The 21,293-nt window shown below is 42.5% G+C and carries 16 protein-coding genes; 3 read left to right on the top strand and 13 right to left on the bottom strand.

Annotated features, from left to right (window positions below; genetic code table 11):
* Nucleotides 1–2: 2 nt before the first annotated feature.
* The 4 genes from QPK24_RS03420 to QPK24_RS03405 all read right to left on the bottom strand — a co-directional run bounded on the left by QPK24_RS03420 (nt 3) and on the right by QPK24_RS03405 (nt 3,867).
* Entirely contained in the window at nt 3–1,016 is a 1,014-nt protein-coding gene (locus QPK24_RS03420) for a WXG100 family type VII secretion target (protein WP_285746177.1), read from the bottom strand.
* 387 nt (nt 1,017–1,403) lie between these two features.
* A complete protein-coding gene (locus QPK24_RS03415) occupies nt 1,404–1,820 on the bottom strand; it encodes an Imm7 family immunity protein (RefSeq protein WP_285746175.1) in 417 nt (138 codons plus the stop codon).
* Between the two features lie 164 nt (nt 1,821–1,984).
* Complete coding sequence (locus tag QPK24_RS03410) at nt 1,985–2,500, bottom strand: DUF4241 domain-containing protein (protein ID WP_285746173.1); 516 nt, start codon at nt 2,498–2,500, stop codon at nt 1,985–1,987.
* A gap of 200 nt (nt 2,501–2,700) precedes the next feature.
* Nucleotides 2,701–3,867, bottom strand: a complete 1,167-nt coding sequence (locus QPK24_RS03405; RefSeq protein WP_213535433.1) for a DUF4317 domain-containing protein — start codon at nt 3,865–3,867, stop codon at nt 2,701–2,703.
* Nucleotides 3,868–4,176: 309 nt separating this feature from the next.
* On the opposite strand from QPK24_RS03405, the gene QPK24_RS03400 reads away from it, so the two are divergent.
* On the top strand, nt 4,177–4,719 hold the full coding sequence (locus QPK24_RS03400; protein ID WP_285746170.1) for a GNAT family N-acetyltransferase: 543 nt from the start codon (nt 4,177–4,179) through the stop codon (nt 4,717–4,719).
* A gap of 233 nt (nt 4,720–4,952) precedes the next feature.
* Here the strand turns inward: QPK24_RS03400 and QPK24_RS03395 are convergent, their stop codons facing one another.
* The 3 genes from QPK24_RS03395 to QPK24_RS03385 form a co-directional block, all read right to left on the bottom strand.
* On the bottom strand, nt 4,953–6,587 hold the full coding sequence (locus QPK24_RS03395; RefSeq protein WP_285746168.1) for a formate--tetrahydrofolate ligase: 1,635 nt from the start codon (nt 6,585–6,587) through the stop codon (nt 4,953–4,955).
* A 321-nt stretch (nt 6,588–6,908) separates the two neighbouring features.
* The gene (locus tag QPK24_RS03390) at nt 6,909–9,206 is read right to left on the bottom strand and encodes a thiamine pyrophosphate-dependent enzyme (protein WP_285746166.1); all 2,298 of its coding nucleotides are present in this window, start codon (nt 9,204–9,206) and stop codon (nt 6,909–6,911) included.
* Nucleotides 9,203–10,225, bottom strand: a complete 1,023-nt coding sequence (locus QPK24_RS03385; protein ID WP_285746164.1) for a 2-oxoacid:acceptor oxidoreductase family protein — start codon at nt 10,223–10,225, stop codon at nt 9,203–9,205. The genes QPK24_RS03390 and QPK24_RS03385 overlap by 4 nt, the downstream gene beginning before the upstream one ends.
* A gap of 212 nt (nt 10,226–10,437) precedes the next feature.
* On the opposite strand from QPK24_RS03385, the gene hcp reads away from it, so the two are divergent.
* On the top strand, nt 10,438–12,126 hold the full coding sequence (hcp, locus tag QPK24_RS03380; protein ID WP_285746162.1) for a hydroxylamine reductase: 1,689 nt from the start codon (nt 10,438–10,440) through the stop codon (nt 12,124–12,126).
* 170 nt (nt 12,127–12,296) lie between these two features.
* On the opposite strand, the gene QPK24_RS03375 is transcribed toward hcp, so the two are convergent.
* Together QPK24_RS03375 and QPK24_RS03370 are read right to left on the bottom strand one after the other, a co-directional pair.
* Nucleotides 12,297–12,866: an SF0329 family protein gene (locus QPK24_RS03375; protein ID WP_285746160.1), complete on the bottom strand. Its 570-nt coding sequence runs from the start codon at nt 12,864–12,866 to the stop codon at nt 12,297–12,299.
* 290 nt (nt 12,867–13,156) lie between these two features.
* Nucleotides 13,157–14,314, bottom strand: coding sequence for a cobalamin-independent methionine synthase II family protein (locus tag QPK24_RS03370; RefSeq protein WP_285746158.1), 1,158 nt, complete (start codon nt 14,312–14,314; stop codon nt 13,157–13,159).
* Nucleotides 14,315–14,551: 237 nt separating this feature from the next.
* On the opposite strand from QPK24_RS03370, the gene QPK24_RS03365 reads away from it, so the two are divergent.
* Nucleotides 14,552–15,154 (top strand): hypothetical protein, encoded by a 603-nt coding sequence (locus QPK24_RS03365; RefSeq protein ID WP_285746156.1) that lies wholly within the window; start codon nt 14,552–14,554, stop codon nt 15,152–15,154.
* 298 nt (nt 15,155–15,452) lie between these two features.
* Here QPK24_RS03365 and QPK24_RS03360 read toward each other — a convergent pair whose 3' ends face one another.
* The 4 genes from QPK24_RS03360 to QPK24_RS03345 all read right to left on the bottom strand — a co-directional run bounded on the left by QPK24_RS03360 (nt 15,453) and on the right by QPK24_RS03345 (nt 21,222).
* A complete protein-coding gene (locus QPK24_RS03360; RefSeq protein WP_285746154.1) occupies nt 15,453–16,421 on the bottom strand; it encodes a tRNA dihydrouridine synthase in 969 nt (322 codons plus the stop codon).
* Nucleotides 16,422–16,848: 427 nt separating this feature from the next.
* Complete coding sequence (locus tag QPK24_RS03355; protein ID WP_285746153.1) at nt 16,849–18,015, bottom strand: ROK family transcriptional regulator; 1,167 nt, start codon at nt 18,013–18,015, stop codon at nt 16,849–16,851.
* 118 nt (nt 18,016–18,133) lie between these two features.
* Nucleotides 18,134–19,762 carry a glycoside hydrolase family 43 protein gene (locus QPK24_RS03350; protein WP_285746152.1) on the bottom strand — a complete coding sequence of 543 codons (1,629 nt, stop codon included), beginning with the start codon at nt 19,760–19,762 and terminating at the stop codon, nt 18,134–18,136.
* Between the two features lie 62 nt (nt 19,763–19,824).
* Entirely contained in the window at nt 19,825–21,222 is a 1,398-nt protein-coding gene (locus QPK24_RS03345) for an MFS transporter (RefSeq protein WP_285746151.1), read from the bottom strand.
* Between the last annotated feature and the right edge of the window lie 71 nt (nt 21,223–21,293).

The raw sequence follows: 21,293 nt of genomic DNA, 5'->3' as shown, positions 1-21,293 counted from the left end.
CTCTATTGGTCAATAAAGCCCTTAAATGTTCCGTCTTTATTTAGTCTTACTCCCCGACCATCAGGTAATTTCTTTTCTAGGAATGTGATTCCCCTATCGTTTGTAACTTTAACAAAATCCCCCGGAGCATTAATAATTCCCTCCAAATGCTTCTTTGCTGTCTGATTAATTTGGTCTGAACCACCCTTAACTTTACCCCAAATTTCAGGATTTCTCCCTGCATGTTTTTGAAGAGCATGTCCTACAACAGTCTCTCCACCTTTTTTAGCCTGTGTTGCTGAGTTAATAATGGTTTCATGACTAACACCAGTACCCATCATCCCCCCAGTACTCTTCCCTCCATCTCCACCCGAATCATGCTTGAAATTAGGATGAGCCTTGAGGCCAATCCGTCGCGTGGTCAAGCCAGCCAGAAAAACGGCAGCCTGTTGTCCCAAATAGTTGGATGTACCGCCCGAATCTTCAACATCTTCGGCGAACTTCTCCCGCGTGTCTGCATCGAAGATCATTTTGCCTCCCCAAACCGCAGTATCGATGATTTCTTCTGCGGTTCCAATGGTTGCATTATAGGCCATATCTCCCACTGTGCTAAGTGGGTCTTCAACCAAAGATGTAGCTGTATCTATCAACGAACTCCCTATAGACTTTGCTCCAGACTGAAACCCCTGCCAAAAATCCTCTGCATGATCCTGAAACGTGTTTACTTCGGTGTTGTTGCTTGCAGCAGATGCTGTATTCCAATGTTCTATGCTTTCATCTGCCTGAATAAATCGGAGGGCAATGCTTTTCAAATCCTGGCTAATGATTCTAAGTTGTTCAATTGTTTTATTCATTTCGAAGTTGATTCGCTGAAAATCCACGAAAAATCGGGCACTTGCCGTCCCATCCCAGGATGCCATCAAGCCCCTAATCTGTTGGTCCAAAAAGCTTTTGATCGTTTCTAGTTCTTCCGCAGCCCTTGCAGCTTCATCCGAAACTCGGATCAGCACCTCAGGCGGAACAAGTATTCTAGACATCCGCATCCTCTCCAACATTTCATTAATTCTATATTTTATCCATAATATGGAATCAGCGAAAGATTCCGGAGTCCTTCATATTGATGGAATTGAAGAGGAGATTCTGAAAGATTCAGACTTTTTATTTCAATAATAGTTCTGAAGAGCTAAGTAGCCCTATACTGCTTATTATAGTGGCACCACGATTTCTCAGTATGATATATACCTAACTAAACGGCCATAAAAGGATTCCCCTTTCATAGCCGTTTGCGCTTGCTTTTTATTCAGTTGGCAGAGTCAAGCCAAGGATGACACCTCGTACTCAAAAGATTCGTAAGCTGTTTTCCATTCTAAATATTATTAGGGTCTGATGATAACGAGGTGGAGGGCATCTTGCAGTTTCTCGTGTTACTCCGTGTCAGCTGCTTCAATGTCATCAGTTACAACGGGTATTAGTGGTGACAAAAATGGGTCACCTTTCTCTTCCACGTTCCCCCTTGCAAGAGCATATACTCTAAACTCATTAAAATGTTTTGGATGCTCATCATTAAATACATAGAGCATTCCATATGAGCCAGGTGCAATAATCCCTATATCCTTCATTATTTCTACAGGGCTAAATTTTAATGAAGGCTCACGATTCCATAATCCCGTCATCCAAAGATGATATTGTCCATTTACCGCCTTCATATCTAATACATCTACATTCAGCTGCAAATCTTCAATGTACTTTTTAATTGCTTCAACAATCTTTATTTCTTTTTCATTACTTACCTCGTCACCAGTACTTTCTAATATGACTGCCCAACCATGATATTGGTACATATTTTCACCTCTCTAGCCCTTCATTAAAATAGATATCTTTTCCTTCTACAGATTGGCAGTCATGGGTTGCACTTATTGTCGTGTATCCTAATAAAACGGCCATACAAGGATACCCTTCCATGGCCGTTTGCGCTTGTTTTTTATTTAGTCTTATTAGTAGAGAGTTAATTCCTAATAAACACAATCTTCACACCAACTACCTGACTCTGCCCATTAACTGCTTTATACACACCGTAAGCACCATCACCCATACCGGTACGAGATACAACGCCACCCGTCAGAACACCCGCTTCTTCCCCATTGTCGGTGATATCACAACAGGCTAAATACCATTCGCTATCTGTATCAGCATTACCGCTGTGATTAGCCACATCAGGAATTCGGTAATGGTTACTATCAAAAATCCCAGCCTGTCCGCTATCCACCCCAACCACAAAGGGACACTTGATCCACTCCAAGAATGTTCCCTGTTCAGCAACCGATTGATGATAAGCCGTCAGTTTAGCATTAGCTTCACCCCAATCTGGAATTTCCACCTTCTCTACTTCCGTGTTCCAAGTACCATTCGCAGCAAGCTCTAACACACCCATGATAACGGTATTGGTATCTAGTTCATAACAAGGGTCAGCAACAACCAGTTGCCCAGAATTCACTTCGAAATTACCTAGTTGAATGATCAAGAGAGATTACCTCCAAATAATTGCGATTTGATGATTTTTATTCTAACATAATCTTCCTCCTTAATATTCCCTTCAGAATATAGACGAAAAAACGGAGCAACCTCGTGAGGGAGCTCCGTTTTATTTTTAAAAAATTTATTTAAAGCATCGCTTTGGAATTATTCATGCTGTTAACTTTACATCTGACATAAAAAACTAATCTACAACGTCTCCGTACTAAGCGTGAATCCTTCGATCACGACATCTTCATCGACCTCAATCATGATGCATCGTTTCCCTTGGAAATTCACCTGTTTCACATACTTTAAATCCTGCGGGCTCACCGAAATCGTGGCTACCTTGGTATCGATTTTAATCGATTTTGTGGTATATTTCGGCATAACGCTGCTCGCTTTCAGCTCATAGTTCCTATCATCAATAATTGTTTCAAATGCCCGCTCCACTTTCTCCGGTGTTACGTCCTCTACGCCGCTTACCGTCAGGACACGTTCTAAATCTTTATAATCCAGCTTCGGTGGTTCTTCCTCTTCCTCGTTCGTTTCAATCACATACTGAATCTCTTCGTATACTTGTGCGATGGTAGAAGCATCAAGTTCTTCACCCGCTACTTCCTTCACGATGTCCTCGAAGATCGCTCTCTCTTCCAGCGCCGTCACTGACCTTTCGGCAGTTAAGACCTGTTCGATGAAATGCGGATCTGGAAAGTTCGATTTCCCCGTACAGTACAAAATACGGTTCACATCGGAGTAATTGTCTGTCACGCTAGGATAAAAGAACCCTTGCTCCGGCGAACTGAGCTTGATAATCGGATCTACATTCACATTGTACTTATATTCTCTCTCCACATAGTCAAATAAGAGTGTTTTCTTCTGCTTCTCCGTAGAATTCACACTGCATAGGATGAACGGATGTGCGAACACCTCGTCTTTCCCGCTCTCCTCAGCTTCTTCATTTCTGGCTTTGGTCGGCAAGTAGTACTGTCCACGCACGAACGTAATTACGGTATCCCGTTCATATTTGGCATCGACCAACATTTTATCTACGAGCAGGAGCATAAGGTCCTGCCATTCTTCGGGATCACCTGTTACTAAAGCTTGGTGTAACAGCACCTGCGCTGGTTCCTCTGCTTCTTCTTGAAATTTAAGTTCGAACAACTTCTGATCTAATTCACCAGTGAGCAGTTTTTTAAAATTACCCATGTGCAGCTCCTGTTTCTCTCGCTCGACTAATTCAAAAGGATTCCGCTCCCAGTGATATACTTCGTTTGTTTCCTTCATAATGTACACGTTAAGAATATCGTAAATATTCAGTAAATCATGGTCCATCTTAAACTGCTTACGTATGTGCGCGACTTCTTTCTTGTTCATGGTTCGTCAAACATCTCCTAAGAACTAAATTGGTTTTATCAGTATAAACGATATACCTCCCCTTCGCTAGAAGCGGGGTTTATGTTACTTCTTTTCAGGAATGTAACAGAGGCTTTCCATCCAATATTACCAAGTATGCCGTAAGTCCAAGACAGTCAAAATGAATTAATATGTTAAAGATCGCATGTTATTTACCCTTATCGAAAATCATATAAAAACACACTCATAGGAGGTAAATAGTACGGGCATCACAATTGGATCAATAGTAGTATTATAATTGATATATTCAACTTCAAAAGGAGCCTTTTTATGCAAAATATAGAAACTGACCGACTATTATTAAGAAATTTCTCTGAAAAAGATGCGGAGAGCATGCTTGAGTATTTATCCAATCCCAGAGTGAATTGTTTCCTTGGCGATAAAATTTCAACATGGGAAGAAGCCATCTCTAATGCTAATAAAAAGAGTGAAGATGACTCCTATATTGCTGTCTGCCTGAAGGATGGCGGCGATCTGATCGGGGAGTTATTCACTATGAAAGAAGAACCTGACACCTATAATGTGGGATGGAATTTTAATCAGAAATACGAGGGTAAAGGGTATGCAAGTGAAAGCGCGAAAGCCTTATTACAGTATCTCTTCGAACAACAAGGAGCGAGAAGAGTGTATGCCTACGTGGAAGACGACAACTATAGATCCCAGAAGTTATGTGAGAGATTAGGTATGCGAAAAGAGGGCTGTTTCTTGGAATTCATTTCGTTCACCAAATACGAAGACGGAACACCTAAATACGAAAACACCTTCCAGTATGCGATACTTAAAAAAGAATGGTTAGAAACTGCAAATAGATAAACGTGGGTGTACTGAAGTCATATGTTGCTATAAAAAATAGGGGAAGAAATGAATGGATCTTGGCTTATCCCAACTCCATTCATCCTTCCCCGTTTTGCTATGAAACACCTCATTTTATATGCCAATGTGTGCAGAAAGCATTAAACTGTCTACCAAAATCGTTTATTCAAAATTATCTATTCAAATTCAAAATCGTTACTTACGAAGGACAGCTGTCTAACCCTGCCTATATATTAATACAAACCTTCGATATGTCCCGCCTCATCCAGCCTTATGCGCCATGCTGCTGGTTCTTCAGGCAGCCCCGGCATCGTAACTACTTTCCCGGTCAGAACGACAACGAATCCTGCGCCGGCCGACCACCGGATATCCTGCACCTCGATCGTGAACTGTTCCGGCGCTCCAAGCACGGCAGGACGGTCTGTAAACGAGTATGGTGTCTTCGCCATGCAGACAGGAAGGTCATGCACGCCTAGCCGTTCCAATTCCTGCAATGCTCGCCTCGCAGCCGGACGATATTTGACTCCAGCTCCGCGGTAAATTCGCGTAACGATCGTCTCAATCTTCTCCGTAATTGGCATGTCCTCAGGATAAAGCAGTTCGAACGTATCCGCTGCCGATCCGTCAGCCAGCTCCGCCACTTCCTGCGCCAACTCGCGGCAGCCTTCCCCGCCAAGCTCCCAGGCATCGGAGACAATCGCCTTCATACCAAGCTCTGCACAGAGATCCATAACCTGCGCCAGCTCTGCCTCTGTATCTGCCGCAAAGCGGTTAATTGCAACGATTACCGGTACACCGAAAGTACGCATGTTCTCCACATGGCGGCGTAAGTTACTGAATCCGGTATGTATCGCCTCGGCATTCTCCGTGAGGAGTTCCTGCTTGGGCACACCACCATTGTATTTTAACGCACGTACAGTCGCGACAATGACCGCAGCTGAAGGTTGCAGATTCCCCATACGACACTTAATGTCCATGAATTTTTCCGCGCCCAGATCCGCACCAAATCCTGCTTCAGTCACGACGTAATCCGCAAGCTTGAGAGCATGACGAGTAGCCCGTATGCTGCTGCATCCGTGGGCAATATTCGCAAACGGCCCGCCGTGAACAAACACTGGGTCGCCTTCAATTGTCTGTACCAGGTTTGGATGGATTGCATCTTTAAGCAGGGCACACATCGCGTCTACTGCCCGAAGCTCACCCGCCGTTACTGGCCGTTTGTCCATATCGTATGCCACGACGATCCTGCTCAGCCGCTCTCTTAAATCATCCATATCTTCAGCTAAACACAGCACCGCCATTACTTCCGAAGCCGTCGAAATAAGGAAGCCATCTTCGCGCACAGTGCCGTTGTTATCACCGATACCAATGACGATCTGACGCAGCGGCCGATCATTCATATCAAGGGCCCGTTTCCAGACAATACGAGCCGGGTCAAGACGGAGATCATTTCCTTGGAAAATATGGTTATCGATGAGTGCTGCGAGCAGATTATGGGCGGCTGTAATTGCATGGATATCTCCTGTAAAGTGGAGATTAATGTCCTCCGCCGGCACAATCTGTGCTTTTCCGCTGCCGGTCGCTCCGCCTTTCATTCCCATGCATGGTCCGAGTGATGGCTCACGCAGTGCGGCAGCAGCTTTTCGTCCAATTCGGTTCAATCCTTGTGTGAGTCCAATCGTTGTGAGCGTCTTGCCCTCCCCTGCTGGCGTTGGATTCATCGCAGTCACAAGAATAAGCTTTCCGTCTGGGCGGTGTGAGATGGATTCCCATACATCCTTGGATAACTTTGCTTTCCACTTTCCGTAAAGTTCAAGCTGATCCATATCCAGCCCTAGCTTTGCTGCAACTTCTGTAATTGGTTTCATAGATGCCTTCATACCTCTCCTGTTTAAGTTCACTATCCAAATGTTAACATGAATGCACAAGCCCTCAAAGTACTGCTTTCTCTACATCCGGTCGTTCTCTATCTTTACCGTTATTCCTCCTATATTATAAAAAAAACACCTCAAGATAGGTAACCATCTTGAGGCGATTTTAGTACAGGCTCATTTTTAAAGAGAGGGCACAGATTAGGAATAAAGCTAGCTAGCTACCTCCCCTACTATACCTAGCCAGTGATTTAGCCCCAGCTGTAACCAGCACTTTAGCCACTCACCGTTGGTACTCCGCGAATGTTCTACCGGCCATTAAAGCAGCGGATTCTCGTGCTTCGCTTTCAGAATCGACCAGCGACGCTCCACCTCTTTTTCAAATTCGCCAAGCATTTCTTTATTTTCATCCTTAAGCAGGTGTTTTGATTTGCCCATATATTTCAGCCAGTCAGCGAGCGGAATGCGTTTCTTCTTCGCGTCAGGATCATACGTGATATTCGTTTCTCCCTGCTCCACTTCATACAGCGGGAAGAAGCATGAATTGACGGCCGCACGGACGATGTTTTCTCCATCCTTGTCGCTCGATTTCCAGTTCAGCGGACATGTGATTAGCAGCTTGCCGTAGACGGTACCTACATTCTGGGCGTACCACTGTGCTTTTGCCGCCTTTTTCACAAGATCCTGAGGGAATGCTTCTGTCCCAGTAAATACATAAGGGATATGCGCTGCTGCCATCATTTGCACCGTATCTTTGTGATGGAAGTGTTTCCCCTGTTGCTGTTTGCCAACGCCAGACGTACTGGTCATGTGTCCTAAAGGAGTGGAATATGAAAGCTGTGCTCCCGTATTCATGTAGCCTTCGTTATCGTATTCTAGAATGATCAGGTTATGGCCCCGCAGCGCCGTCCCGATTGCTGAACCCATTCCAATGTCCATGCCGCCGTCCCCGGTGACCATGACAAATGTGAAATCCTCGGGAACTTCAATTTCTCCCCGGCGTTTCTTCTCCAGGAACGCTTCTACTGTACCGGATAATGTAGCCGGCCCGTTCTGGAACAAGTTATGAATGAAGCTCTGTTTATGCGAGTTATACGGATAACCTGTTGTGGTGATATAAGCGCAGCCGGTATGGAATAAAGTAACGACATTGCCTTCAATCCCTTTGAAAAAGAGCTCCAGTGCCGGGAAAATACCACAGCCCGGGCAGGCTCCATGACCCGAAGCAAACCGCTTCGGTTTAGCGGCAAGCGCCCGCATCGGCGGTACTCTAACAGCCAGCTTGTTTGTCGCTTCATCCACCTTTACGGTGATTAGACCGGATTTATAGCTGTCGCCATTCATTGGCGCAATAACCGGCTGCAGTCTTTTCGCCTCATCTCCCGGTGTTTGGCCGTAATAATCAAACGGCACCTTTGCATAGCCCAGTTCCATTGCCTCGATCGTTAAGGCAAAGAAAGCTTCCGCATCATCTGCGTAAAAATCTTTCCCGCCAAGGCCAAATATGCGGGAAAGCACAATCGGCTGTGGTCCGCGTAAATCTTGCAAGGCCGATTTGACCTCATGCGTCAGATTAGCGCCATTCGCACCATAAGAATCGGCACGTTCACCCACAAGCAGCGCTTTGACATCTGTCAGCGCGTCGCGGATTTCTTTTGCCGGGAATGGACGAATAATATTCGGGCTGATTACGCCCGCTTTAATCCCTTTTTCACGCAGCCGGTCTACGACGTCTTTAGAGGATTCTGCTGCCGAATTGAGCAGGAACAAAGCTACCTCCGCATCTTCCATGCGGTACAAATCTAGCGGCGCATAGGATCTTCCGGACAATGCCGCATACTCCTCCGCCACTTCCTTGAACACCTCGCCCGCACGGTACATCGCGTTTGACTGCTGATAGTGGTTGTTGATCAGATCGTCACCGTTCATATAAGCTCCAACGACGATCGGATTGTTCTCGTCCAGCACATGCGGGAATGCTGGCGCCTGCTCCCCTACAAACTCCTGCACGGTTTCCCGGTTCGTAAATATCTGCACCCGGCGTTTCTGATGCGATGTGAAAAATCCGTCATAAGCCACGATAACCGGCAGACGTACGTCTTCATGTTCAGCAATACGCAGCGCCATGATATTAAGGTCATATACTGCTTGCGGCGAACGCGCCGTCAGTATTACCCAGCCGGTGTTCAGGCCGTAATAAAGATCGGAATGGTCCCCTCGGATATCCAGTGGCCCGCTGACCGCTCGCGTTACCAGGTTCATCACCATCGGGAATCGAGTACCTGCCTGTACAGGAAGCTGTTCAATCATATAAAGGAACCCATTCGCGCTAGTGGCATTAAATACCCGTGCTCCGGCAGCAGCTGCACCATAACAGATCCCGGCAGAGCCGTGTTCACCGTCAGCTGGAATCAGCTTGATATCGTGTTCACCTCGCGTACCCATCATATCAAGATATTGAGCGATTTCTGTAGACGGCGTTATTGGAAAATAACCCATGATATGATAGTTGATCTGGGCAGCAGCCATAGCTGCCATTTCGTTGCCTGATTCAAAGACCGCAGTTTGAGCGGCCGGCATCTTTTGCCCCGTTATTTCTGTCATTTGCATGTTCATGATTTAACTCCCTCCGCAGTTATATAGGGGAATGATTGCGGCACCCGGTGTTGCTTCGCATAATATGGCTCTTCCAACATGGCGGACAAAGCGCTCGTTGGACAAGCTTCCACACATTTTAGGCAGCCTTTGCAGTACTGATAATCGATCCCTTTCATAAACATCTGCAGGTTGCCGCGTTTATCCGGTTTCTGTTCCCATACGATGCAGAAATCCGGACATACCGTATCGCAGGCGGCACAGCTAATGCAGTTTTCCTGCTTGTATTCCGGCAAATAACCTTGCCTTGAGCTGCTAAGATCCTTCAGTACGCTGTTTGCTGTAACCTTCAGTATTCCGCCCTGCTCCTGGGTTTCATATCCGAGGATGGGCTGCGGTCTTACGAAGGCCGCCTCATCCATAAGCTCTGTGCCATTTCCTAAAGAAAGAAACTGGACTTCATTATATCCTCTATCAAAAGTACGCAAATTAGCTTCCACGAGATGTGGCAGCTTTTTCTCAAACGTTTTACGGATAACCTGCCGCATATCGTCCGGGTTAAGGAAACTGCAAATCCGGAACAGGGCACCAAGCATCGCTGTATTGACTTTCGTTTTTTCCTCAACAGCTATTCTCAGCGCATCGATCGCAGCCACCGTACCTTGCGTCATGTTCAGATCTGCGGCGACTTCGGATAGTTCTCGCGCTGTGTTCACAAGCACCGTTCCGTCCGGTCTTAATCCGCTTATTACATCAACTGTTTTATATAATGCCTCATGAAATACGCCGACTACATGCGGCTGTTCAATGGGACTGTGATCGCGGATTTCCACGTCTGGATCACAGAATCTTACGAAACTCTTTACCGGTGAACCTTTTTTCTCCGAACCATAGCTAGAAAAATTGGAACCGTTCAGACCAGAGCCAGTCACTCCAGCTTCGGCCAACATTTTTCCAGCTAAGTTGGCACCAAGCCCGCCGATGGATTCAAGACGGATCTCGTAAAATCCCAGTTCATTTTTTTGAGGTAAAATCGACATCTTCTCTCCTCATTTCTTCTAGGGTCAATGATACCAGTTTAAAAGAAGAAACGAGCAGGGGTTGTGATTTTAGTCACAGCCTTAGAAATAGTGATTCCAATCACCCATACAGCCTTGGCAGCAGGGTATACTGACTTTTGACAGTCCAATTGAAGGGCAAGCGTATACTGAATCAAACGATAAAGAATGACATGAAAACAGGAGGAAAGATAATGAATAACAACGTGACAGAGCAGACCATACAGCATCAGCCATCCATGTTCTGCTTTCAATGCCAGGAAGCATCCAAAGGAACAGGCTGCACCCTTATCGGGGTATGCGGTAAACCGCATGACGTGGCGAACCTGCAGGATTTGCTGATTTATCTGCTGAAAGGTATCTCTTTTCTCAGTCTAGATGTTCGGCTGCCAGAAGTGCTTGAACAGCGCGTATCGCTGTTTATCATGGACTCCTTGTTTGCAACGATTACAAACGCCAACTTTGATCGCGAGATTTTTGTAGGAAAAATAAGAGAATCGTTTGCGCTCCGCGGCGAGGTGCGTGGCTATTATAATGAACAATTTCCAGACCAGGCTGCGAGTCTCCCGGATGCTGCTGTGTGGGAAGCGGATACCGAGGCTGCTTTTGATGAAAAAGCACGTACGGTTGGTGTCCTCTCCACGCGTAACGAAGACATCCGCTCGCTGCGCGAATTAATTACATACGGACTCAAGGGGATGGCAGCTTATACGTACCATGCACTTCATCTGGAGAGGGATGACAACGAACTCAACCGATTTATGCGCCGTGCACTTGCAGCTACGCTTGACGACAGCCTTGAAATGCAGGATCTCATAGCTTTGACGATGGAAACGGGGAAATACGGTGTAAACGCCATGGCGATGCTTGACGAAGCAAACACCTCCGTGTACGGAAATCCCGAAATAACGAAGGTAAATATCGGGGTTAGAAACCGGCCCGGCATTCTCATCAGCGGTCATGATCTGAAAGATCTAGAAGAACTGCTTAAGCAGACGGAAGGAACCGGCGTGGACGTGTATACGCACAGTGAAATGCTCCCTGCTCACTATTATCCAGCGTTCAAGAAGTATGAGCATTTTGTAGGCAATTACGGAAATGCCTGGTGGAAGCAGACTAGCGAGTTTGCAGCCTTTAATGGACCGATTCTCATGACAACCAACTGTATCGTTCCGCCGAAGGATAGTTATAAGGAACGTATTTATACAACAGGCAACACCGGATTCCCAGGCGTCCGTCATATTCCAGAAGGAGCGGATGGTGCTCCAAAGGACTTTTCTGCGCTGATCGAACAAGCAAAACAATGCCCAGCTCCAACCGAACTTGAAACAGGCGAGATCATTGGCGGCTTCGCTCATGCTGCTGTGATGAACGTGGCTGATCAAATTGTCGATGCTGTAAAAACCGGTGCGATTCGCCGTTTCTTCGTCATGGCCGGCTGCGACGGGCGGATGAAATCCCGCAATTATTACACCGATTTTGCAGCCGAGCTTCCGAAAGATACAGTCATCCTGACCGCAGGCTGTGCTAAATACAAATACAATAAGCTGGATCTAGGCGAGATCGGCGGAATTCCGCGGGTTCTAGACGCTGGGCAATGCAATGATTCTTACTCCCTGGTCGTTATCGCTATGAAACTAAAAGAAGTATTCGAACTTGAGGATATCAATGAACTGCCGATTTCCTATAACATTGCCTGGTACGAGCAAAAAGCAGTGATCGTGCTGCTTGCCCTGTTGTATCTTGGCGTCAAAAATATTCATCTTGGCCCTACGCTTCCTGCATTCCTATCACCTAACGTTGCCAAAGTACTCGTAGAGAACTTCGGAATCGGCGGGATTACTAATGTAGAAGATGACATGAAAATGTTCCTAGGTGCCTAATAAAAAACCTGTATTTATTGCCAAACAATTTTCTAAACGAACACAAAAAAAGAAGACACACAGGACTTAAACTGTCCCCTGCAGAATAGACCATTGAAAAAAATCTATCCAATTGGGGGACAGTTAACCCTCTTGTTGTCTTCTTTTTATTCTTTAATGAATGTTATTTATTATAATGTACTGCGCCGCAGTTCATAAAAATACTGCACAATGGGATGCTTTAACTTTATCTTCTCAGACATGTTTAGAATTCGTTTCTTCCCAACTCGTCTATCGATTAATGCGAATACATTCAATAAGATATCATTACTTTCTAGGTTATCCTCTATGGAAGTAGATAAGTACTTGGTCGCTGCAACGACAAAATTAGATTTAGTTAAAGTTGCTTGGGCTGTCATAAGCTCCTTAGCAAGTTCAGATATCTTCCTCTTTCTTGCAATTACGATTAAACGATCTTCGGGAACGGTTCCCTTCGTATCTTGTCTGACCGCTTCAATCTCTTCATTGCTAACGGGGACTTCCAGAGTTGAATCACTTTTTATTTCTTGGTCTGTCTGATACCATCTGATCGTGTTATTTGGATCACTCATGTTGAGCACATTCTTTTTATCAACGGCAATGTAACAATTCCCTGATTTACCAAGTAAATAATGATAACTTGTTGCACGGTATTCGACCCTTCCAACTAACGCAGGAGAGAGAAAACTCTCCAGTTCTTTCTTCAATTTACTCCAGGACATAGATCCTCCTATTCCTTAAATCCTAACCTACCTATTTTTGCGGTTGCCCGGCTTTCTATGCTTTCTTGTCGTATGACGAGACATTCTCTAACTTAAACACACTGTATCGTCCATTCAGACCTTCCCCCGATTCTATCATATCTTTATTTAATTTACAGCACGTTCGTCTATGCATAGAAAAAAGACTGCCGATAAGTACCATCGACAGTCCGCGTGAGAGGATCCACTTCCCTCTTTACATTAGTTTACATAGGATTAAAGCAACCCAAGGTATAATGAAAATGGTTCAACTAACCCCAATATTGCGCTGCAATACGTTGTCCTTGATTAATTTTCGCCCACTGTTCATCTTCCGTGAGTTCATTACCGCCATCACAAGACGCAAATCCGCATTGGTGAGAAAGTAATAAGCGATCTTTATCAATGATTTTCGATGCTTCATCAAGCATTCTGATCACACGAGCCTCATCGTCAAGCGTATTCGTTTTGGAAGACAACAATCCAAGTACAATTTCTGTTTCAGGCTTATCTTTGAATACGGCAAGTGCCTCAAGCGAGCCTGCACGTTCATCATCCCATTCAAGGAAAAAGCGATCGTATTTCAGCTGCTTCAAGAACAGATTCGCAATCTTGGCATACGAGCCGCCGCCCATATTCCGGGAATCATAATTACCGCGGCAGTTATGTGTCCACATTTTGAGACCTAAGCTGTGACCATAATCAATGATGGTATTGTTAATGTCGATAAATTCCGCAGCAAGAGCCTGCACTTCCTCTTGATCAATGTTCTCACCCGTATAAGGAGAGTTCGGGTTATCATCTGCAAATAGCTCCCATAGGCAATCGTCGAATTGCAGAATTTTTCCTCCTACAGCAGCAAAATCCTCTACAAATTCCTTATAAGCTTTAACGAGACCCTCTTTAAGCTCATGTCGATCTTTATAAACAGCTTCCGCACCGCCAATGTTATCTGACCAAGACAATTCCCCAAAAATATGGGATGGTGATGGTACGCACAGTTTCGTTTCATGGTCACCCGCAGCGGCTTGCAGCTCTTTATACACTTGAATGAAATGATGGTTTTTACCGCTTAATTCGCCTGTAATACGTAGTCCAATATCTTTTCGAGTCTCATATTTGGAAGCTCCATCCGTATCTCTGAAAAAGTATCCATGATCCGCAATATAGCGGTCAACTCCTTCAAAGCCCCAGACAAAATCTAAATGCCACATCGATTTGGAATACTCTCCATCGGTAAGAATGGATACACCATTTTTAATTTCTTTATCAACTACGGCTTTAATTGCATCCGTCTCACACTGCTCATATCCCTCGAAATCTTGGTAAAAAGGATAAGTGATATCATCACGGTGTTCAATCTCATGTTTATATTCTAATAAGTCCGATGGACGCAGCAAGCTGCCTACGATTTGAAATCTATTGCACATGTAAAATCCTCCTTAGTTAACATCTCTCTTTATGTATTGCTCTGATTCTAGCATGGAGGAATACGATCCACATAACACCTAAAAGGAATACCTGGTTATAGTTAAAAGCTATAACAAGAAACTGAGATTACCTTATAGCTATTATCATTTTCTTGGAGGACAAGTAATATAGACGAACTGTTTTGTTCCACATAAATGCTGTATACTCAGGAAAAACATAGGATGGGAGGAACACAAATGACAAACATCATTGTAGAACTTAAGAAAATGTCTCACAAAAAGGGCTTTGAAAACAAAGGCGATTTTCAAAAATTATTGGAAAAATGTAAGGATACAGAGTTAACAAGTACAGATGTTGATTTTTTAACAGAACTATATTTTTCAGCCAAAAATTTGTACATTCGCAACACCATATTGAAGGTTCTTGTATTTTGTGAGGAAATCAATTTAAAAGATTTTTTCTTCAAAGCTTTTAAAAAAGAGCGTTATCTAGATATGAGATTGACTGCAATTCGAGGATATGCAAAGTATGCGACTGAGAACGAAGTCGAGAAACTGATGTCTAAATTCACAGAAATTCTCATGAAGCGCCCTGAAAGCACACCATATAACTATCAAGAATATGAGCTGCTTCGTTCTGCTTTTGGTTTACCCTATTTAGTAGATAAATATGGATATGATTGTTTTATTCAGGCGTATGAACAGGAGGAAAAACAATATCACGCCATGCCAGATGCTTTCAAGGGACATTTTACACTAGATGAAAGAGGAGATATTGTTCAGCTTCGATCCTTAGCAGAGACCAAGAGAATGCTTGATGGATTTAAGAACAGCGTATAATAAGATTTGCTCGAAAGAGTGTTCTATAGTAAATATGTGAAAAACGATGAGTATAATCGGTGCAATTTCTATTCATAAAAAAGACTGCCGATAAATACATCGACAGTCTGAGTGAGAGAAGTTACTTTCTCTTTAACTTAGTTACATATTACTTACCCAAATTACTGAGCAGCACATTGTCCTTGTTTAATCGTCGCCCATCGTACATCTTCTGAGAGCTCATAACCGTTATCACAGGACGAAAAACCATATTTTTGAGAAAAAAATTACTATAATCAATTCAAACTACCGTCCGGTATCATTCCATATGGTTTGCTTCAAAATGATCAAGCAATGCACGTACTTCATCTGTTGATTTCGTATTCATCAGTTGATTTCTGAGTTCGCCTGCACCACGGAATCCTTTGACATATATTTTGAAGAAACGATGAAGCGCTGATACGGAACGAGGTAATACTTCTATATATTGATCATGCAGATCCAGCTGCAATCTTAGGAGATCCAGGTGCTCCTTACTGCTATGCTCTTTTGGTTCTTTCTCAAAGGCAAATGGATTTTTGAAAATACCGCGCCCAATCATCACGCCATCCACACCATATTTAGTGGCCAGGTCCAGACCCATTTGACGGTCAAGAATATCGCCGTTAATGGTAAGTAATGTGTTCGGTGCGATTTGGTCACGTAATTCCTTAATCTCCGGAATGAGCTCCCAGTGCGCATCGACCTGGCTCATTTCATCTCTTGTACGCAAATGAATAGAAAGGTTCGCGATATCTTGTTTTAGAATATGCGTTAACCATTCTCTCCACTCGTCTACTTCCTTAAAGCCAAGGCGTGTTTTCACACTTACCGGCAGTCCGCCCGCTTTTGCCGCCTCAATAAGTTCTGCCGCAAGATCTGGACGAAGAATGAGGCCGCTGCCTTTCCCTCTTTGTGCGACATTTGGGACCGGACAGCCCATGTTAATATCAATTCCTTTAAAGCCCATCTCCGCTAAGCCGATACTCATTCGCCGGAAATTCTCAGGTTGATCCCCCCAAATATGGGCAACTAGCGGCTGCTCATCCTCTGTAAACAGTAAGCGTCCGCGAACACTCTTCATTCCTTCTGGATGACAGTAGCTCTCTGCGTTTGTGAATTCCGTGAAAAACACATCAGGTCTGCCTGCCTTAGCTACCACATGACGGAATACGACATCCGTTACATCTTCCATTGGAGCTAATACGAAAAAAGGTTTAGGTAAATCATTCCAAAAATTATCTGACATATCTAAATTTCATATCCTTTCATTTATAGGTACCTCTCCAAATGATATTTCAAAATAAATACGGAAACTTTTTATATTTTTAACACATACTTAATAGACTAAGCGATCATCCCTAATAGGAACTAGCATCTATGTGAACTTTCAAGTTAATGTATTAGATCATTTTACAGTATACCCTAGCTTTATTCATTTATCATCAACAAGGTCCTCTTCAGGCGATCGTCGTCATGTCGAAAAAAAATCCCACAAAAACAGAAGCATATCCTCTGAATTCCTCTCATCTCTTATCCGTTTTTTTCAAAAGTGAAAAAGAGCCCTTACCAGGACTCTTCATTTTTTGAATTTTCGAGTTATATGTAGCTTTTTCTGTATACAGCTACTGTTTCAAAATCCTAGAAAACATTTCTTATGATAAAGTACGGACAGATTACTCCGTGAAAAATAAATCATACAATTCTAAACCAAGAATTTTTCTACAAATTAAAGCCACTCCGCCGAGCAATGTTAATCTATGAATATGGTCATCAATGGAAATAACTTGAGTTGCGCCGCGTGGGTCAAGTGCCATATATTCTTTATTGATCTCGTCTAATAAATATGGGAAGAAGGCAATAAACCGAGATGAAAGAAACACCGCGTCTGGTGCACTGTATTGTACTGAATTGTAAGTAATTTGTGCGATAGCTGAGGCCCATTCCTTCATAATCGCAGTTACTTGCTCATCCTTTTTATCCATTAGTATAATAAAGTCCTCTAAAGTAAAGTTCGGGATGTTTTTCAATTTACTAATCTGGTCGAGCACTGCTTTTTCAGAATATACTTCTTCTAATCGGCGTTTCTTTTTATTATCTGAAATGATAATCGATCGCCCAATCTCACCAGACAAACCATTTAAGCCTTTATACAAATTCCTATCGATAATCGTTCCTACACCGATTCCGTTATGAATGTTGATGGCTAGAATATTATCAAATTGAACTTTATGAGCATGCTGATAAAAGTCTCGGATATAAATAGCAGTGAGATTTGCTTCATTTTCTATAATGACAGGAACATCGATAAGTTCCTTTAACGCATCGATTAAATTAAAGGTTTGAAAATCTAAGAAGGGACTATACAAAATTTGATTATTAAAAACTGGCGCATGCACAGAAATAGCGATTCCTATTAATCCATGAATGGTATCATCAATTTTCAAATTTACAATAATATCTTTCATGACTGCAAAGATATCTTTAGCTTTGTTCGTATAAATTTTGATGGAATCATGATGAATGAGCTCACCATTGATATAATTTATGGAGTATCTTAAATGTTTAACTCCCATATCAAACGCCAGTACAAACCCATATTTGCGATTAAAGCGTATTAAGTTTGGTCTTCGCCCGCCAATATTAGACGCTTCACCTATTCCTAACTCTTCAATTAAACCCTCGTTGTGAAGCTCACGAACAATAGAAGAAACTGTGGATTTTTGAAGATTGATTTTGTCAGCTATTGAACTTCTAGATGTCTGATCAGTATCAAATAAAGTTTTTAATACTAATTTTTTATTATTTTCTCTCATTACATCCTGATCAGTTTTCTTAATCATTTAATTATAATTCCTTTCAAATATTGTTCAGTTAGAAGTATAGCATATTGGACAAGTTATCTAAAAAAATAGTTGAAAGATTACTCTCCCAACTATTTCTTAGTTTCACGATTCTATTTTATTTTTCTTCAATTTCTTTATACATAAAATAGTCGAAGTCTGCTGGCAATTCATAACCGGAATAATCAACATTAGCCATTCCAACAAAAGCTCCAGTGAAGAATCCTCCATAGGATTGAACCACATAATCATCAGACAAAATTGCTGCATCCAACGTCAAGTCAATATCAGTCCAATGCTCATTATCAAAAGAATAGGCATAGGTATAGGTCTCTTTTCTAACTTTCACTTTAAAATGCACATAATCAACGTGATCAGGTACTTTAATGGCTTTATCCTTAAGGAAACTTGTGAGTACTCCTCGATCATTCTGAGTCACTTCAATGACTCGTCCATTGATTTCATTCCAAGTTACGTGAATCATAGACCAATGCTTCGTATTATAGTAATTTACGAGTCCAGACATCTGCTGAAATGTAAAAGGGGAATACGCTACTGCTGTTTGAGCATCAAAATAAAAGGATTGCCAACGTCTTGCTACAAGAGACTGTTCATGTTCATTTGTTAAAGAGCCTTTGCCAAATAAGCGCAAATTTCCAGGCTTTTCTGTAAGTGAACCTATTTTCTCATCAAATGGAACTCGTAAGGTATTAAAATTAATATTTAAAGTATCGGAGTCAAAATCATCCTTCTCTGGATAGGTCGGAGCATATTTTGTTTCAACACACCCTTTAGGGGCTTCAACAAAACGACTTCCCTGCTTGCCGCCTACGATATGCGGCCATTTATGATCGTCCCACTCTACCTTTTGAATTGCTGTTTCTCTTCCTAATGTACACCAGCCGCGCGGATCACGGATCGATTCTGTATCATGATGCCATGGGCGTCCCGTCAAATGTGCAAAATACCATTCTCCTGATGGAGTATCTACTAACGATCCATGTCCACATTTTTGAAGCTCATTATTAGGCGCATCAAATGCAGTCAAAAATACATCACCAGGTTGTGTTTCATAAGGACCAAATAATTCTGCAGACCTAGCAACTACCTCTTGATGAGAATAAACCGTACCTCCCTCCGCACAAAATAGATAATATTGTCCAAACAACTTATAGATATGAGGACCTTCTACTAATTTAACATCGGTTCCCATATAAATGATCTTTGCAGTCTCAGGAAGCATTCTCTTTTCTTCAACCGAATATTCCGTAAGTTTAATTCCGTTAAAAGGATGACGATATTCTCGATGATCCCATTCCATTTGGACAAGATATTTTTTTCCATCGTCATCATGAAACAGGGAAGCGTCAAAACCCACTCCATTTAACTTGATTGGATCACTCCATGGACCGTTAATGTTTTCAGCAGTAGTTAAATAATTGGTCATATCTTTGAAGGCGCCTTCAGTAACTTTTACATCAGTGTAAACAAGCCAAAACTTTCCGTCAGCATAGGATAAATCAGGGGCCCATATACCTGCTGAATCCTTGTTTCCTTTCATATCTAGCAGCACCTTCGTGGAAAGCGGATGAGTGATAAGCCGCCAATTGACCAAATCTTTAGATTCATGAATCTGAACGCCTGGAAACCATTCAAATGTAGAAGTTGCAATATAGTAAGTATCATCAACTCTTATAATTGAGGGATCTGCATTAAACCCTTTTAATACTGGATTATTAATTTGCATGAAAATTTCCTCCCTATACCTCTATTATTTAGTAAGAAATCGACTAAAATATTGACCATTTCTTAGATACTATGGCGAGCCTCAATTTCTTTATTAATTTCATAAACTTGTTCATCCGTTAAATCGTATTTAGAAATAATAATCATAGCAAGAATTAACAAGATAGCAGGCAGAACAGCAACTAACCATAATATTCCTTGTTGAGCAAAGCTAGATTGTACTTCACTTCCAGCTGCATACCCTGTAAAGCTTAGAACAAAGCCAGGAACAACACCGCCTAACGCCATACCAAATTTGAAAAAGAATCCAGTTAAAGCGTTCACAACTCCCGAAATACGCCGTCCTGATTGAAGCTCACCATAAGAAATCACTTCTGGCACTAATGCCCACATGTATCCGGTTGCAACAATTACGCCCGTAGATTTAATGAATTGAGCAATTAGAACCCATGTAATATGATCTTGTGGATTTGGAATAAAGTATATAAAGAACATCCCAATAATCGCTATACTTAAGAACACCAGGAACATACTTTTTTTACCGATTGCTTTCTTGATTTTAGGAACTAAAGGTAAAAAGATAAATGCCGGTATGGACCCTAGTGCATTAAACCACTGAACATAATCTGATGCTTGTACAACATACTGCATATAATAGGCTCCGCCTGCATTACCGATCGACATCATGGCAAAAGCGGTTATAAAAAAGAAGGCTAGAATTCGCAATGGTTTATTTCGTTTAAATTCAGTCACCAAATCTGAAATCTTGACTTCATCTTGCTTTGAATCATCCATTACAACTCTTTCTTTCGACTGAGTAAAACAAAACAATAAGATAAGAAAACCGACACCTGCATATATAGCCATTGTTATGAGCCAGCCAGAAGCACTTGATTTCGTATCCCATGTACCATCGGAAGAGAACAACTTAACGAGTACGGGCACTCCATAGGCAACTGCAAGACCACCAAGATTAGCAAGGAACATACGTGTTGAAGTTAATTTCGTAATTTCGTCATTGTCACGAGTTAATGAAGCATTTAGTGCACCATAAGGTACATTCAATAAGGTATAAAGCATAGATAACCCAACATAAGTCACATACGCATAAATTAAACTACCGGAATAACCATTCCAAAATACTAATACGGCCAACACTGATAACGGGAATCCAGCAAATACTAAGTAACCTCTATATTTACCAAAGCGTGTGGTATTTTTATCCACAACTGCGCCAACAATTGGATCCCAAATAGCATCAATAATTCGTACAACTAAGAACATCGCAGCTGCAGCTCTAGGATCTAGTCCATATACATTGGTGTAAAAGAACAATAAATACGTTGATACCGTATTATAAATGAGATTCTGTGCCAAATCACCAGAACCAAATCCTATACGTTGCAATCTGGATAGTTTATAAAAGCCCCTTTCATTGTTTCTTGTCATACTCGATTCCATAAGTTGTCCTCCTTAGCTCATCATGATGCTGGAAAGCGTTTTCTGCAATTTGATTTTACCATAGTTGGTTC

This window comes from Paenibacillus polygoni, from assembly GCF_030263935.1.
GTDB classification, from domain to species: Bacteria; Bacillota; Bacilli; order Paenibacillales; family Paenibacillaceae; genus Paenibacillus; species Paenibacillus polygoni.
Note: the sequence above shows the minus strand (reverse complement) of the source record. Positions and strands in the feature narration are given on the sequence as shown.